We start from the raw sequence: 14997 nt of genomic DNA, 5'->3' as shown, positions 1-14997 counted from the left end.
CGGGCGTCGCCCGCCGTACCTGCGCCGAGGGGCGCCCCGCCGGTTGCGGGGCGCCCCTCGGGCGTTGTGCGGCCGGTCCGCCGGTGGCCGGCCGTCAGGCGTTGGCCGGGGCGGGGGTCTGCTCCTCGGCGGGTGCCGCCTTCGCCGCCCGCTTGGCCTCGCGCTTGGCGCGGCGGCGCTCCTTGCGGAGCTCGACCATCGCGTACAGCGTCGGGACCAGCAGCAGGGTGAGCAGCGTGGAGGTCACCAGACCGCCGATCACCACGACCGCGAGCGGCTGGGCGATGAAGCCGCCCTCGCCCGTGACGCCCAGGGCCATGGGCAGCAGCGCGAAGATCGTCGCCAGGGCCGTCATGAGGATCGGGCGGAGGCGGTGGCGGCCGCCCTCGACGACCGACTCGACGACCCCGAGGCCCTGTGCCCGGTACTGGTTGATCAGGTCGATCAGCACGATCGCGTTGGTGACCACGATGCCGATCAGCATCAGCATGCCGATCATCGCCGGGACGCCCATCGCCGTGCCCGTGGCGATCAGCAGGCCGATGGCGCCGGTGGCCGCGAACGGGATGGAGACCAGCAGGATCAGCGGCTGGACCAGCGACTTGAAGGTCGCGACCAGCAGCATGAACACGATGGCGATGGCGGCCAGCATCGCCAGGCCCAGGTTGGCGAACGCCTCCTCCTGGTCCTCCGAGACACCGCCGATGGACGCGGTGGCGCCGTCGGGGAGGTCCAGCGCGCTGATCCTCGACTGGAGGTCGGCGCTGACCGCGCCGGTGTTGTCGCCGGTCGGCTTCGCCGTGATGGTCGCGGCACGCGAGCCGTCGATGCGGGTCATCGACACCGGCCCGGGGACCAGCCTGACGTCGGCGACGTCCCCGAGCTTCACCGGGCCGAGCGGCAGCCGCTGGAGCTGGGCCATCGTCTTCGCCGGGGCGGCGGAGGTGATGACGACGTCGCGCTCGGTGTCGTTGAGGATCGCCTTGCCGGCCGGGGTGCCGCGTACCGCCTGGGCGACGGCCATGCCGAGCGTGGCGTCGGTGAACCCGGCCGCGGCCGCCCTGGCGTTGGCCCTGACCGACACGCGCGGGACGGACTGCGACAGGTCGCTCTGGACGTCGGTGACGTCCTTCAGTCCGGCGACCTCCGTACGCACCTGCTCGGAGGCCTTCTTCAGGGTGGCGGCGTCCGCCGCCTTCACCACGACGCTCAGGTCCTGGTTGCCGAAGCCGTCACCCGCGGCGATCGTGGTGTCGCCGATGCCGTCGAGCTTCGCCAGCCCGGCGTCGATGTGGTCGCGGGCCTTCTCGTACGCCCCCGAGTCGGTGAGCGTCACCTGGTACGAGGCCTGGTTGGCGCCGGTGCCGCCGCCGAAGGCCGCCATGAAGCCGGACGAGCCGACGGTGACCTGGTAGTCCTTGACCTCGCCGACCGAGGCGAGGACCTTCTCGACCTTCCTCGCGGCGGCGTCCGCCGCCTCCAGGCTGGTGCCGGCCGGCAGCTCCTGCTTGATGGAGAGGACCTCCTGCTCGCCCTGGTCGAAGAAGTTGGTCTTCAGCAGCGGGGCCATGCCGAACGTGCCGATGAGGACGACGAACGCGATGGCCACGCTGGTCACGCGGCGGCGCGTCGCGAAGCGCAGCACCGGGACGTAGACACGCTGGAGGACGCTGCGGTTCTCCTTCTCCTCCGCCACCCGGCGTGCCTCCTCCGGATCGGTGGAGGTGCCCTTGGGGGCGCGCAGGAACCAGTACGACAGGACCGGCACGACCGTCAGCGACACCAGCAGGGAGGCCAGCAGCGCGGCGGTGACGGTGAGGGAGAACGAGCCGAACAGCTCGCCCACCATGCCGCCGACCAGGCCGATCGGGAGGAAGACCGCGACGGTGGTGAGCGTGGAGGAGGTGACCGCGCCGGCCACCTCGCGGACCGCCGTGAGGATGGCGCTCCGGCGCTCCTCGCCGTAGCCGAGGTGCCGCTTGATGTTCTCCAGGACCACGATCGAGTCGTCGACCACCCGGCCGATCGCGATCGTCAGCGCGCCCAGCGTCAGCATGTTGAGCGACAGGTCGCGCGTCCACAGGACGATCAGGGCGAGGACCACGGAGAGCGGGATGGAGACCGCGGTGACCAGGGTGGAGCGGAGGGAGGCGAGGAAGACCAGGATCACGAGGACGGCGAAGAGGAGCCCGAGCGCGCCCTCGGTGGTCAGCCCGGAGATCGACTTGGAGACCGCCGGGCCCTGGTCGGAGACGACCGTCAGCTCGGCGCCGGCGCCCAGGTCCTCGCGGAGCCCGGGCAGCTCGTCCCGGACGGCCTCGGAGATGGCGACGGCACTGCCGTCGTTGTCCATGGTGGCCATGACGGCGAGGCTCGGCTTGCCGTTGGTACGGGTCAGGGAGACCCGCCGGGCCTCCTCCTGCTTCACGGTGGCGATGTCGCCGAGGCGTACGGCGTCACCCTTCGCGGGCTTGATCACCAGGTCCTGGATCTGCTTCAGCGAGGTGAAGCCCCCGCCGACCTGGACCGTGCGGCTCTTGCCCGCCTCGGAGAAGGAGCCGGCCGGGACGGTCGCGCCGCCCGCCTGGAGCGCCTCGGACAGGGTCATGACGTTCAGGCCCGCGGCGGCGAGTCTGCGCTCGTCGGGCGTGACGGAGATCTGGAGGTCCTGCACGCCGTCGATCGACACCTGGCCGACGCCGTCGATGTCCTCCAGGGCCGGGACGACGGTCCGCTCCAGCTGGTCGGCGAGCGCCTGCTGGTCCTTGGTGGAGGTGACCGCCAGGACCACCGTCGGGATGTCGTCGGTCGAACCGGCGACCACCTGCGGGTCCACCTCGTCCGGCAGTTGCGCACGGGCGCGGTTGACGGCCTGCTGGACGTCGGCGACGAGCTGCTTGGTGCCCTCGTCCCCGTAGTCGAACGTGGCCATGATCAGGGCGTTGCCCTCGCTGGCGGTGGAGGTGACGCCCGTGATGCCGTCGACCGCCTTGATGCTGTTCTCGAGCGGTTCGACGACCTGCTTCTCGACCACATCGGGGGACGCGCCCTGGTAGGGGGCCAGGACCGACACCATCGGGAGTTCGATGGAGGGCAGCAGTTGCTGCTTCAGCTGCGGGATGGCGATCGCCCCGAAGACGATCGCCACGATGGACATCAGCCCTATCAGGGCCCGTTGCGCGAGGCTGAATCTGGACAGCCAGGACATGGGGTCTCTCTTCTGTGGCGGATCGGCGGTATTCATACGATCAGCCATGGAGGAGGAGGTTCCGTCGCCCCCAGGTCCCGTTTGCTTATCCCCCGCATACACCGGATGGAGTACGCGGACGTACGCGCTCACTCCACCCTGGGACGGACCAGCCCTGACTCGTAGGCAGTGACGACCAGCTGGGCGCGGTCCCGGGCCCCGAGCTTCGCCATGGCCCGGTTGACGTGCGTCTTGATGGTGAGCGGGCTGACCTCCAGCCGCTCGGCGATCTCGTCGTTGGAGTGGCCGCCGGCGACCAGCACGAGGACTTCCCGTTCCCGTACGGTCAGCACGGCGAGCCGCTCCGAGTGGGCCCGGCCGTCGCCCGTCGCGGAGTCCGCGTGCCCACCCTGGGCGAGGAACGTGGCGATCAGGCCCTTGGTGGCGACGGGCGACAGGAGCGCCTCGCCGGCGGCGGCGATACGGATGGCGTTCAGCAGCTCCTCCGGTTCCGCGCCCTTGCCGAGGAACCCGGAGGCCCCGGCGCGCAGCGACTGCACCACGTACTCGTCCACCTCGAAGGTGGTCAGCATGACGACGCGTACGCCGGCGAGGTCCGGGTCCGCGCTGATCAGCCGGGTGGCGGCGAGGCCGTCCGTCCCGGGCATGCGGATGTCCATCAGTACGACGTCGGCCCGCCGCGAGCGGGCCAGCGCGACGGCCTCGGCGCCGTCGGCGGCCTCCCCCACGACCTCCATGTCGGGTTCGGAGTCGACGAGCACCCTGAACGCGCTGCGCAGCAGTGCCTGGTCGTCGGCGAGCAGCACCCTGATGGTCATGTGGTCTCCCCTGTCCGTGCCGTGACGGGCAGTATCGCCTGGACGCGGAACCCCCCTCCGTAGCGGGGGGCGGCGGTGAGGGCGCCGCCGAGGGCGGTGACGCGTTCGCGCATGCCGAGCAGGCCGTGGCCGCCGCCGTCTGCCTGCTGCCCGGTGGGTACGCCGTCGTCGAGGACCGTCACCTCGACGGTCCGGCCCACCCGGACGACGCTCACCTCGGCCCTGGCGTCCGGACCGGCGTGCTTGCGCACATTGGTGAGGGCCTCCTGGATGATCCGGTACGCGGCGAGGTCGACGGCCGCCGGGAGGCCGGCGCCCTGGTCGGTGCGGGCCAGTTCCACCGGGAGGCCGGCGTTCCGGAAGGTGTCCAGCAGCTCGTCGAGGACGGCGAGGCCGGGGGCAGGCTCGGTGGGCGCCTCGGGGTCGCCGGACTGGCGGAGCAGGCCGACGGTGGCGCGCAGCTCGTCGAGCGCGGAGCGGCTGGCCTCCCGGACGTGCGCGAGGGCCTCCTTGGCCTGGTCGGGGCGCCGGTCCATGACGTGGGCGGCGACCCCGGCCTGGACGTTGACCAGCGCGATGTGGTGGGCGACGATGTCGTGGAGGTCGCGGGCGATGCGGAGCCGCTCCTCGGCGACCCGGCGGCGGGCCTCCTCCTCACGGGTCCGCTCGGCGCGTTCGGCGCGCTCGCGGATGGCGTCGACGAAGGCGCGGCGGCTGCGGACGGCGTCGCCGGCGGCCGCGGCCATGCCGGTCCAGGCGAAGACGCCCAGGTTCTCCTCGGCGTACCAGGGCCCGGAGCCGAACAGCATCGCGGCGCCCGTCAGGAACGTCACCGTCAGCAGGCCGACGCGCCAGGCGGTGGGGCGGTCGGTGCGCGACGCGACGGTGTACAGGGCGACCACGGCGCTCATCGCGACCGGGGCGGGCGGGTCCTGGGCGATGTGCTCGACGAGCGTGGCCACGCCGGTGAACAGCAGGACGCCCAGCGGCGTGCGGCGTCGCGGTACGAGGGCGGCGGCCCCGATCAGCATGAGCAGCACGCTGCCCGCCCCGGGGGTGCGCCCGCCGAACTCGGGCCCGCCGTGCGGCCCGCCCTGCCGGTCGACGAACGAACCGGCCACCATGCACACGAGGACGCCGAGGGCCAGGGCGCCGTCGAACGCGAGGGGATGCTCCCGCATCCAGCCCCGGCCGCGCGCGAACCGTTCTCCGAGAGTGGTCACGGGAGAAGACGGTACGTCCTTCCCCGGCGGGGTCAGGCGGAGAACCGAACCCCGAGGACGCCGCCGGGCCCCGCCCTCCGGCTGGTCCGGAGGGCGGGGCCCGGGGGGTGTTGGAGTGGGTGGCCCGCCCGCGGAGGGTGGGGCCCGGTGGCGGTCAGCCGGGGATCAGGCCGTCCTCGGAGAGCATGGCGCGGACCTCTTCGAGCGTCGCGTCCGGCGCCGGCAGGATCAGCTCGGAGGGTTCGAGCGCGTCGTCCGGCAGGGGCTCGCCCAGCTGGCGCACCGTGTCCAGCAGGGCGTGGAGCGTGCGGCGGAAGCCCTCGCCGTCGCCGCCCTCCATCTCCGCGAGCAGCTCGTCGTCCAGCTTGTTGAGCTCGGCGAAGTGGCTGTCCGCCAGCCTCACCTGGCCCTCCCCCATGATCCTGACGATCATGACGCGCCGTCCTTAGCTCTTGTCGAACCGGGTCTGGGGCTGCGACTGCTGCTGGGCCTGGTCCTGCGGGGTGCCCGTGCCGCCCTCCAGCGCCTGCTGCGGGGTGGTGGTCCCGCCGGCCAGCTCGGCCTTCATCCGCTGGAGCTCCAGCTCGACGTCCGAACCGCCCGACAGGCGGTCCAGCTCGGCCTGGATGTCGTCCTTCTGCAGGCCCGACCGGTCGTCCAGCGCCCCGGACGCCAGCAGCTCGTCGATCGCGCCCGCCCGCGCCTGGAGCTGCGCGGTCTTGTCCTCGGCGCGCTGGATGGCGACGCCGACGTCGCTCATCTCCTCCGAGATGCCCGAGAACGACTCGGCGATCCGGGTCTGCGCCTGGGCGGCGGTGTACGTCGCCTTGATCGTCTCCTTCTTCGTACGGAAGGCGTCGACCTTGGCCTGGAGGCGCTGCGCGGCGAGCGTCAGCTTCTCCTCCTCGCCCTGGAGGGTCTGGTGCTGCGTCTCCAGGTCCGAGACCTGCTGCTGCAGCGCGGCCCGCCGGGACAGCGCCTCGCGCGCCAGGTCCTCGCGGCCCAGCGCGAGCGCCTTGCGGCCCTGCTCCTCCAGCTTGGAGGACTGGCCCTGGAGCTGGTTGAGCTGGAGCTCCAGGCGCTTGCGCGACGTCGCCACGTCGGCGACACCGCGGCGCACCTTCTGCAGCAGCTCCAGCTGCTTCTGGTACGAGTAATCGAGGGTCTCGCGCGGATCCTCGGCCCGGTCAAGGGCCTTGTTTGCCTTCGCGCGGAAGATCATCCCCATACGCTTCATGACACCGCTCATGGGCTTCGCGCGCCCCCTTCTGACGGACTTCGGCTCCAGCACTCCAACAGAACCCACAGTACGGGCCCTACATCCATTACCGCACTGTTCGGGCGCGGATGCGCTCCTCCCCAAGGACGAGTGCGAGCGGCCCGGATCAGGCGCGAGGAGTAGGGATCCCTCTGAGGAAGGGACGCGGGCCGTTGCCGGATCGTTCCCCACGGGGGTGGGGTCCGTGCGGCGCACCCCGTACCCTTGGGCTTTGTGTTCCGTAGCCGTTCGAAGGATGAGAAGGCCCCCACCGACCAGGTGACGGCGGACCTCTCCAAGCAGCCCCGCGACCCGCAGGCCCCCAAGGGCCGCCCGACCCCGAAGCGGAGTGAGGCCCAGACCCAGCGTCGCCGTGCCCAGACCGTGCCGACCGACCGCAAGGAGGCCATGCGCCGCCAGCGCGAGGCCCGCCGCGCGGACCTGGCGAAGCAGCGCCAGGCGCTCGCCAGCGGCGACGAGCGTTACCTCCCGGCCCGCGACAAGGGCCCGGTCCGCCGCTTCGTCCGCGACTTCGTGGACTCGCGGTTCTGCGTCGCGGAGTTCTTCCTGCCGCTGGCGGTCGTGATCCTGATCCTGTCCAGCCTGCCCAACACCCAGCTGAAGAACATCTCGCTGCTGCTGTGGCTCGCGGTGATCGCACTGATCGTCGTGGACTCCGTCGGGATCTGGCTGCGGCTGAAGAAGCAGCTGAACACGCGCTTCCCGAACGAGCCCAAGCGCGGCGCCGTCGCGTACGGCCTGATGCGTACGCTCCAGCTGCGCCGGCTGCGGCTGCCCAAGCCGCAGGTCAAGCGCGGAGAGCGGCCCTGAGCACCCTGGTCTCCGGGTTCGGAGGCGCTTCGGGGGACTGGCTGGACGGGCTCGGCGGACTGCGCGACACGGTCCGCCAGGAGCTCGTCGCACGCCAGCTGGACGAGCAGATATCCGCCCGGTACCCGGTGGGGCAGCGGCTGCGGATACTCGACGTGGGCATGGGCCAGGGCACGCAGGCCCTGCGCCTGGCGCGGGCCGGGCACACCATCACGGGGCTGGAGTCCGACCCGGAGATGCTGAAGATCGCCCGCGAGGCGCTGGCGACGGAGCCGGCCGGCATCCGGGAGCGCGTCCGGCTGATCGAGGGGGACGGCCGGGAGACCGGCGTGCACTTCCTGCCGGGCAGCTTCGACGTGGTGCTGTGCCACGGCGTGCTGATGTACGTGGAGGAGCCGGACGCGATGCTGGCGGGGCTCGCCCGGATGCTCGCGCCGGGCGGTCTGCTGTCGCTGCTCGTGCGGAACGCCGACGCGCTGGCCATGCGGCCGGGGCTGGCCGGGGACTGGTCGGGGGCGCTGGCGGCGTTCGAGTCCGACGCCCACTCCCCCGAGTTCCCGGCTTCGCCCGAGCAGGGCGGACCCCGATCCCGGCTGGGGCTGCCGGTGCGGGCCGACCGGCTGGAGACGCTGACGGCGACGCTCGCCGGGATCGCGGCGCCGCTGCAGGCCTGGTACGGGGTGCGGGTCTTCACCGACAACGTACCGAACGACGAGGGGCTGCCCGCCGCGGAGGAGCTGGAGCGGCTGCTGGCGGCGGAGGACCGGGCGGGCCGCACGGAGCCGTACCGCAGGGTGGCCGCGCTGCTGCACCTGTGCGGGGTACGGGGCTGAGGCCCGCCGCCCGCCGGGGGTGACCCCTGATCGGGTGCGCAGGGAGCGCCGCACTATGCGGGCAAAAGGGATACTCCGGACATGGATGCCCTTCGTGTGCTCGCGCCCCTGACCTCCGTGGTCTGCGCGGCCGCCCTGGTGGGCGGCTGTTCGGCCGGCCCGCCGACCACCGGTGCGGCGGTGGCGGAGCCCCGGGCGGCGACCGCCCGCGCCGCGGCACCGGAGGCCGCCCGGGCGGCCGGGCTGGAGGACGACTACCGCAACGCCATCAGGGACGTCCTGCCGTCGGTGGTGCAGATCGACGCCCGGACGGGCCTCGGCTCCGGTGTCGTCTACGACGAGCAGGGGCACATCGTCACCAACGCCCACGTGGTGGGCCGGGAGAAGAACTTCAAGGTGACCGTGGCGACGGGCGAGGAGTCCCTGACCGCCAGGCTGGTGTCCAGCTACCCGGAGCAGGACCTCGCCGTCATCAAGCTCGACCGCCGCCCCGAGGGGCTGAAGCCGGCGACGTTCGGCGACTCGTCCAAGGTCGAGGTGGGGCAGATCGTCCTGGCCATGGGCTCACCGCTCGGCCTGTCCGGCAGCGTCACCCAGGGCATCGTCTCGGCGACCGGACGGACCGTCAGCGAGAGCCGGTCGGGCGGCGGGACGGGCGCGACGATCGGCAACATGGTGCAGACATCGGCGGCGATCAACCCGGGAAACAGCGGCGGCGCGCTGGTCAACCTGGACAGCGAGGTCATCGGCATCCCCACGCTCGCGGCGGCCGACCCGCAGCTGGGCGGCAGCGCGGCACCGGGCATCGGCTTCGCCATCCCCGCCTCGATGGTGCGGACGGTCGCCGACCAGATCGTCCGGACCGGCCGCGTCACCGACTCCGGCCGCGCGGCCCTGAACATCACCGGCCGTACCGTCCTGACCGACGACTACCGGCCGGGCGGCGTCGCCGTCGTCGAGGTGTCGCCGGGCGGCGCGGCGGCGGACGCGGGCCTGCGGCCGGGGGACATCATCACCAGGCTGGACGACCAGTCGATCACCACGATGACCTCGCTGCTGGAGGCCCTGGCCTCGGCGAAGCCCGGCGACCGGGTGACGGTGACGTACACCCGCGGCGGCCGCTCGGCGAAGGCCCGGATCACGCTGGGCGAAATCTGAACGTGCCGGCGGTCCGGTTCCCGGCACCGGCCGTCCCGCGCCGGGGGCCGGTGCGGCCGCGGTCGGGGCCGGCGGCCGGGGTGGCCGCCGGCCCCGGGGTCGGTCAGACCTCTTCCGCGTGGAGGCTCATCGGACCGTAGATCTTGTTGCCGTCCTCGAAGAGGGCCACCTGGTCGGCACCGCCGTCCTTGAGTTCCTTCCAGTTCTCGCCGACCCACGACTCCGCGTCACCCTGGGTGGTGAACTCCTCCGGCTCGACCGCCGGCTGGACCTCCGTGCCGTCGGACCGCTCGAACCGCCACGTCCATGCCATGTGGACCTCCAGATGATCGGTTTCCTGCCCGCAGCGTAGCCGGGCGCGCACCCCGCGCGGGGACGCGGGAGGATCGTCCCGTGGAAGCGACTCTGCTCGGAACCGGCGCCCCCGAGGGCCTGCCCCGCCCCGACTGCCCCTGCGCCGCCTGCGCCGCCGCCCTCGGGAACGGTGCGCGTGCCGCCACGGCGCTGCTCGTGGACGGGGCGCTGCTGCTCGACCTGACGCCCGGCGCCGCGCTGGCCGCAGCGCGGGCGGGGCACTCGCTGACCGGCGTACGGCAGGTGCTGCTCACCCACCCGCACGACGGGCCGGCGCTGGAGCTCCCCCCGGGGCTGCCGGCGGCCGGGCGGGTCCCGGACGGGCGGGAGCTCACGCTGATCAGCGGGCACCGGGTGCGGGCCGTGCCCATGGACTCGCCCGGCACCGGGTACGAGGTGACGTCGCCGGAGGGCCTGCGCCTGCTGTACCTGCCGCCCGGCGGCGCGCCCGCCGGGATCACCGGGCCGGAGCGGCCGTACGACCTGGTGGTCGCCGACGTGGTCGCCCGGCCGGACGGGCTGGCCCGGCTGCGGGCCGCCGGCGGGGTGGGCCCCGCGACGGACGTGGTCGCTGCGCACCTGGACCACGACGTGCCCTCGCCCCGCGAGCTGGACCGGCGCCTGGCCGCCGCCGGGGCGCGGGCCGTGCCGGACGGGTCGACGCTGGTCGTGGGCGAGTACCACGCGGTGCCCGACGTGCCCCGGCGCACGCTGGTGACCGGCGGGGCGCGGTCGGGCAAGTCCCTGGAGGCCGAGCGGCGTCTGGAGGCGTTCCCCGAGGTGGTGTACGTCGCGACGGGCGGCACGCGCGAGGGCGACACCGAGTGGGCGGCCCGGGTGACCGCCCACCGCGACCGGCGCCCCGGGTCGTGGCGTACCGAGGAGACCTGCGAGCTGGTGCCGCTGCTGCGGGCGGAGGGGCCGCCGCTGCTGATCGACTGCCTGTCGCTGTGGCTGACCGACGCGATGGACCGGGTCGGCGCCTGGGACGACGGGACCTGGGCCGGGGCCGGTGAACGGGAGCTGCGCGAGCGGGTGGCCGAGCTGGTCGCGGCGGTGCGCGCCACCCCCCGTACGGTCGTCGCGGTGACGAACGAGGTGGGGGCGGGGATCGTGCCCGGGGACGCCGGGAGCAGGCGCTTCCGGGACGAGCTCGGGCGGCTGAACGCCGCGTTCGCGGACGAGTGCGAGCACGTCCTCCTGGTGGTCGCCGGGCAGGCCCTCGTGCTGCGGGGGTGACCGGTACTGTTCAGCGAATGAGCAGGCTGAATCTCGACGACTTCTCCGATCTGATCGAGCGCCCCGACAGTGGTACGCGGCGTGACGCCGAGGAACGCCGGGAGCGCCTCGCCGTGCCGCCCGGTGCGCTCGGGCGTCTCGACGAGCTGGGCGAGTGGCTGTCGGCCGCCCAGGGGGCCGTCCCGGTACGACCGGTCGAGCGGCCGCGGGTGGTGCTGTTCGCGGGCGACCACGGGGTGGCGGAGCTGGGCGTGTCCGGCCGGCCCGCCCGCGGGGCGCACGAACTGGTGCGGGCCGTGCTGGACGGGGCGAGCCCAGTGGCCGCGCTGGCGCGGCGGACGGGCGTCCCGGTGCGGGTCGTCGACGCCGGGGTGGACTGCGACCCGGAGCTGCTGCCCGCCGACGTGGTGCGCCACCGGGTGCGGCGCGGCAGCGGGCGCATCGACATCGAGGACGCCCTGACCCCCGAGGAGGCCGAGCGGGCCGTACGCCTCGGGATGGCCGTCGCCGACGAGGAGGCCGACTCGGGCACCGACCTGGTCGTGCTCGGGGACCTCAGTGTGGGCGGGACGACCCCCGCGTCCACGCTGATCGCCGCCCTGTGCGGGACGGACGCCTCGGTGGTGACCGGCCGGGGCGGTGCCGGGATCGACGACCTGGCCTGGATGCGCAAGTGCGCGGCGATCCGCGACGCGCTGCGCCGTGCCCGGCCGGTGCTGGGCGACCAGTTGGAGCTGCTGGCGGCGGTCGGCGGGGCGGACCTGGCGGCGACGACCGGGTTCCTGCTGCAGAGCGCGGTGCGGCGGATGCCGGTGATCCTGGACGGCGTGGTGTCGGCGGCGTGCGCGCTGGTGGCGCAGCGCGCGGCGTTCCGGGCGCCGGACTGGTGGCTGGCGGGCCACGTGAGCGGTGAGCCGGCACAGGCGAAGGCGCTGGACCGGATGGCGCTCGACCCGCTGCTCGACCACGGCGTCACCGTCGGGGAGGGCACCGGGGCGTTGCTGGCCCTCCCCCTCGTCCAGGCGGCGGCGGCGTTCGCGGCCGACCTGCCGGAGAAGCGGCTGCCGCAGGAGCAGTTGCCCGAGCAGCGGCCGGCCGAGGACTGAGGCCGCTGCCGCGGCGGCGGCCACCGGCGCGACCCGGCCGGCGGCCGGCGCGTGCCGCCGGACGGGGCTCGTGGTCGGCGAGCTCCTCCGGCGTACCGGAGAGACCGGGATCACTCGCGTGCCACTGAACTTCGCGATGTCCACGCCGGTCTCATCGAGCGTGGCGCGAAGCCCGGGGCGGGCCCCGGGCCGCGACGGTGACGCTCCCTGCCGGGCCTCTGCTCCCGCTGGTGGCGGATCGAGTCGCCGTACCGCGCCGACGCCGAGTACCGACCGATCCGGGAGCCGCGATTCATGCTCTTCGAGAAGAGTTCCGACCTGCTGCGCATCGGCCCGGCCACGGGCCGCGCGGAGGGGTTCCCGCAGGCGCCCGGCCCGCCCGGGCGGACCGGCCGGCACCCGCGGGGCCGGCGCCGTTGAGCCGGTTCGCGCGCCGCGAGTGGGGGGCGCTGTACGCGGTGGTGCGGACCGCTCTGGTCACCCGGAAGTGGCGGGCGGTCGCCATGACGCTCGGCGCGGTGTGCCTGACCTCCGTGTTCCAGGTGGTGCAGAACCGGCCCTGGGGGTACGGGCCGGTGCAGGCCATCGGCTCGGTGTGCGCCGAGGACCCGCTGTGGGAGGCGCTGCTGCGTACGCCGCTGTCGCTGTTCGTCCCGGCGCTCGACCTGCCGGTGTGGGGCGCGCTGGCGCAGATCCTGCTGGTGTTCGGCATCGCGGAGGCGTGCCTGGGCCGGCTGCGCACGCTGCTGATCGCGTACACCGCGACGCTGGCCGGGACCATGTACGCGCGCGTGGGCATCGCCCTCGGGCCCGGCGCGCCGCTGGGGCTGGGGCTGCCCGCCTCCGACGCGCACGTGGTGGACACCGGGCCTTCGGCGGCGGTCGTGGGGCTGGCGGTGTACCTGTGCTGGCGCCACCGGGCGTGGGTCACGGGCGCGGCGGTGGTCCTGGCGATGGCGGTGGAGGTGCTGGTGAAGTGCAACCTGGCCGGCAAGGAGCACCTGGCGGCGATCGCGGCGGCGCTGGTGGTGTCCGCGATGGTGACCTGGCGTCAGCGCCGGTCGTCGTCGGGCGGGTGGCGCGAGGACAGCACGCGGTCGGGGGCCCCGGCGATCAGGTCCTGAAAGCGGCGCCTGGCCCCGTCCCAGCGCCGGTCGTGGTGGAAGGCCCGCAGCCGGGCCCTGGCGCGGGCCCTGGGCCGGTTGCGGTAGAAGCGGCGGGCCCACAGCGAGCCGGGGCGGGCCAGCCGCAGCGCCCCGAAGACCGCGACGGGCGACAGGAACAGGCCGAGGATCGCCATCCGGAACTTGCCCTTGAACAGCGCGACGAGCACGAAGGCGAAGTTCAGCCCCAGCGAGAGGATGAAGCTCCGGCGGTCCTGGCGCTCCTCGGCGCTCAGCTCGTCCACACCGAACGGGGAGAAGCCGCCGAGGACCAGCAGGAGCAGCGCGGTGGTCAGCACCACCACCTCCACGCTCTGGCGGCCCTGCTCGGTCCAGTACACGTCGTCGAGGTGCAGGATCAGCGCGAACTCGTCGAGCACCAGCCCCGCGCCCGTGCCCAGGAGCGCCGCGCAGGCGACGGCCCCGGCCTCGTGCCGTCCCACCGCCACCCCGCCGAAACCGCCGATCAGGGTGAGGACCACGCCCGGCACCACGTGGTGGATGTGCATTCCGCCGGGCCGGACGTTGCGGAAGGGGCCCTTGCCGGCCCGGATCAGCCGGGTGACGGTGCGGGTGATCAGGAAGGTCAGCACGAAGGAGCCCAGGGCGACGAGCAGCGGGAGCTTTCCCGGTTCGATGATGTTGCGGTAGAACCAGTGCCCCATGCCACCCGCTCCAGTTGTCCGGCGTTCTACCGACTACCCTGCGCGCGGTGACCACTTCCCGCACCCGTGACCGCGCCCGTACGAGCGTCGACGGCATACGTTTCGCCTTCGGCACCCTGACCGTGCTGCCCGTACGGGTGACCCGGTGGGACCGCGACGCGGCCCGCGCGGGCATGCTGTGGGCGCCGCTCGCCGGTCTGGTGGTGGGCCTCGTCGCGGCGGCTACCGGCGGGCTGCTCGTGCTGCTGGGCGCGGGCCCGTTGCTCGCCGCGGTGGCCTCGGCCGCCGCGCCCGCCGTGCTGACCCGGGGCCTGCACCTGGACGGGCTCGCGGACACCGCGGACGGGCTGGGCAGCGGCAAGCCCGCCGAGGACGCACTGCGGATCATGAAGCAGTCCGACATCGGGCCGTTCGGGGTGATCACCCTGCTGTTCGCGCTGCTCGCCCAGGTCGCCGCGCTGCACGAGCTGTACGCCGGGCAGGGCTGGGCCCACGGCATGGCGGGGGCCGCCGTCACCGGCGCGGTCGCCCGCCTGGCGCTGACCCTCGCCTCCCGCACCGCCGTCCCGGCGGCCCGCCCCGAGGGGCTGGGCGCGGTGGTGGCGGGCACCGTCCCGGCGCGGGCCGCGGCGGCGGTGGCCCTGCTGGTCCTGGTGGCCGCGGCCGGGGCGGGCGGCGCGCTGGACGGCCCGTACGGCGCGCTGCGGTACGGCGCGGCGGGGGTGCTGGGGCTGGTGGCGGCGCAGGGGCTGCTGGGCCGCTGTGTGCGGCGGTTCGGCGGGGTGACCGGTGACGTCTTCGGCGCGGTGGAGGAGACGGCGGCAACGGCGGCACTGGTCGTGCTGACCTTGGGCTGATCCGACGACGCCGGGTTTGAGGAGCCTCGGTCCCTGGTAGTCGGACGGAAGCACCAAGAAGGAGATAGATCAGCATGGCTACTGGCACCGTGAAGTGGTTCAACCCCGAAAAGGGTTTCGGTTTCATCGAGCAGGACGGCGGCGGTCCGGACGTGTTCGTCCACTACTCCGCCATCAACGCCTCCGGGTACCGCGAACTCCAGGAGGGGCAGAAGGTCCAGTTCGACGTGACGCAGGGCCCCAAGGGCCCGCAGGCCGAGAACGTCGGACCCGCCTAGGGGACG

15 protein-coding genes and 1 pseudogene are annotated in these 14997 nt (G+C 73.8%); 9 read left to right on the top strand and 7 right to left on the bottom strand.

Features of this window, described 5'->3' with window-relative positions; all coding sequences use genetic code 11:
* Positions 1-94 precede the first annotated feature (94 nt).
* From AC07DW_RS21725 to AC07DW_RS21705, 5 genes are all read right to left on the bottom strand, one after another.
* A complete protein-coding gene (locus AC07DW_RS21725; protein ID WP_478859317.1) occupies positions 95-3208 on the bottom strand; it encodes an efflux RND transporter permease subunit in 3114 nt (1037 codons plus the stop codon).
* Between the two features lie 128 nt (positions 3209-3336).
* Complete coding sequence (locus AC07DW_RS21720; RefSeq protein ID WP_478859316.1) at positions 3337-4026, bottom strand: response regulator; 690 nt, start codon at positions 4024-4026, stop codon at positions 3337-3339.
* Positions 4023-5249, bottom strand: a complete 1227-nt coding sequence (locus AC07DW_RS21715; RefSeq protein ID WP_478859315.1) for a sensor histidine kinase — start codon at positions 5247-5249, stop codon at positions 4023-4025. Before AC07DW_RS21715 ends, AC07DW_RS21720 begins: the two co-directional genes overlap by 4 nt.
* Before the next feature lie 154 nt (positions 5250-5403).
* Positions 5404-5682, bottom strand: coding sequence for a PspA-associated protein PspAA (gene pspAA / locus AC07DW_RS21710; protein ID WP_189548471.1), 279 nt, complete (start codon positions 5680-5682; stop codon positions 5404-5406).
* A gap of 12 nt (positions 5683-5694) precedes the next feature.
* Entirely contained in the window at positions 5695-6498 is an 804-nt protein-coding gene (locus AC07DW_RS21705) for a PspA/IM30 family protein (RefSeq protein WP_478859314.1), read from the bottom strand.
* Positions 6499-6741: 243 nt separating this feature from the next.
* On the opposite strand from AC07DW_RS21705, the gene AC07DW_RS21700 reads away from it, so the two are divergent.
* From AC07DW_RS21700 to AC07DW_RS21690, 3 genes are all read left to right on the top strand, one after another.
* Positions 6742-7338, top strand: coding sequence for a DUF3043 domain-containing protein (locus AC07DW_RS21700; protein ID WP_478859313.1), 597 nt, complete (start codon positions 6742-6744; stop codon positions 7336-7338).
* A 41-nt stretch (positions 7339-7379) separates the two neighbouring features.
* Positions 7380-8171 (top strand): methyltransferase domain-containing protein, encoded by a 792-nt coding sequence (locus AC07DW_RS21695; protein WP_478859372.1) that lies wholly within the window; start codon positions 7380-7382, stop codon positions 8169-8171.
* Between the two features lie 81 nt (positions 8172-8252).
* Positions 8253-9329 (top strand): S1C family serine protease, encoded by a 1077-nt coding sequence (locus AC07DW_RS21690; RefSeq protein WP_478859312.1) that lies wholly within the window; start codon positions 8253-8255, stop codon positions 9327-9329.
* Positions 9330-9432: 103 nt separating this feature from the next.
* Here the strand turns inward: AC07DW_RS21690 and AC07DW_RS21685 are convergent, their stop codons facing one another.
* Positions 9433-9642: a hypothetical protein gene (locus AC07DW_RS21685; RefSeq protein WP_478859311.1), complete on the bottom strand. Its 210-nt coding sequence runs from the start codon at positions 9640-9642 to the stop codon at positions 9433-9435.
* An 80-nt stretch (positions 9643-9722) separates the two neighbouring features.
* Between AC07DW_RS21685 and AC07DW_RS21680 the strand changes: the two genes are divergently transcribed.
* From AC07DW_RS21680 to AC07DW_RS21665, 4 genes and pseudogenes are all read left to right on the top strand, one after another.
* A complete protein-coding gene (locus tag AC07DW_RS21680) occupies positions 9723-10922 on the top strand; it encodes a bifunctional adenosylcobinamide kinase/adenosylcobinamide-phosphate guanylyltransferase (RefSeq protein WP_478859310.1) in 1200 nt (399 codons plus the stop codon).
* A gap of 17 nt (positions 10923-10939) precedes the next feature.
* Complete coding sequence (gene cobT / locus AC07DW_RS21675; RefSeq protein ID WP_478859309.1) at positions 10940-12028, top strand: nicotinate-nucleotide--dimethylbenzimidazole phosphoribosyltransferase; 1089 nt, start codon at positions 10940-10942, stop codon at positions 12026-12028.
* Between the two features lie 70 nt (positions 12029-12098).
* Positions 12099-12448, top strand: a pseudogene (locus tag AC07DW_RS21670) (phosphatidylglycerol lysyltransferase domain-containing protein); the annotation flags it as partial.
* Complete coding sequence (locus AC07DW_RS21665) at positions 12445-13152, top strand: hypothetical protein (protein WP_478859308.1); 708 nt, start codon at positions 12445-12447, stop codon at positions 13150-13152. The pseudogene AC07DW_RS21670 and the gene AC07DW_RS21665, both read left to right, overlap by 4 nt.
* Here AC07DW_RS21665 and AC07DW_RS21660 read toward each other — a convergent pair.
* Entirely contained in the window at positions 13080-13856 is a 777-nt protein-coding gene (locus tag AC07DW_RS21660; protein ID WP_478859307.1) for a hypothetical protein, read from the bottom strand. The genes AC07DW_RS21665 and AC07DW_RS21660 overlap by 73 nt on opposite strands.
* Positions 13857-13894: 38 nt before the next feature.
* Here AC07DW_RS21660 and AC07DW_RS21655 point away from each other — a divergent pair, with 38 nt between their 5' ends.
* Positions 13895-14713 carry an adenosylcobinamide-GDP ribazoletransferase gene (locus tag AC07DW_RS21655; RefSeq protein ID WP_478859371.1) on the top strand — a complete coding sequence of 273 codons (819 nt, stop codon included), beginning with the start codon at positions 13895-13897 and terminating at the stop codon, positions 14711-14713.
* 74 nt (positions 14714-14787) lie between these two features.
* Positions 14788-14991 (top strand): cold-shock protein, encoded by a 204-nt coding sequence (locus AC07DW_RS21650; RefSeq protein WP_478859306.1) that lies wholly within the window; start codon positions 14788-14790, stop codon positions 14989-14991.
* Positions 14992-14997 lie beyond the last annotated feature (6 nt).

The organism is Streptomyces sp. NPDC045701 (genome assembly GCF_056432045.1).
This window is presented reverse-complemented; position numbering and strand designations above follow the sequence as displayed.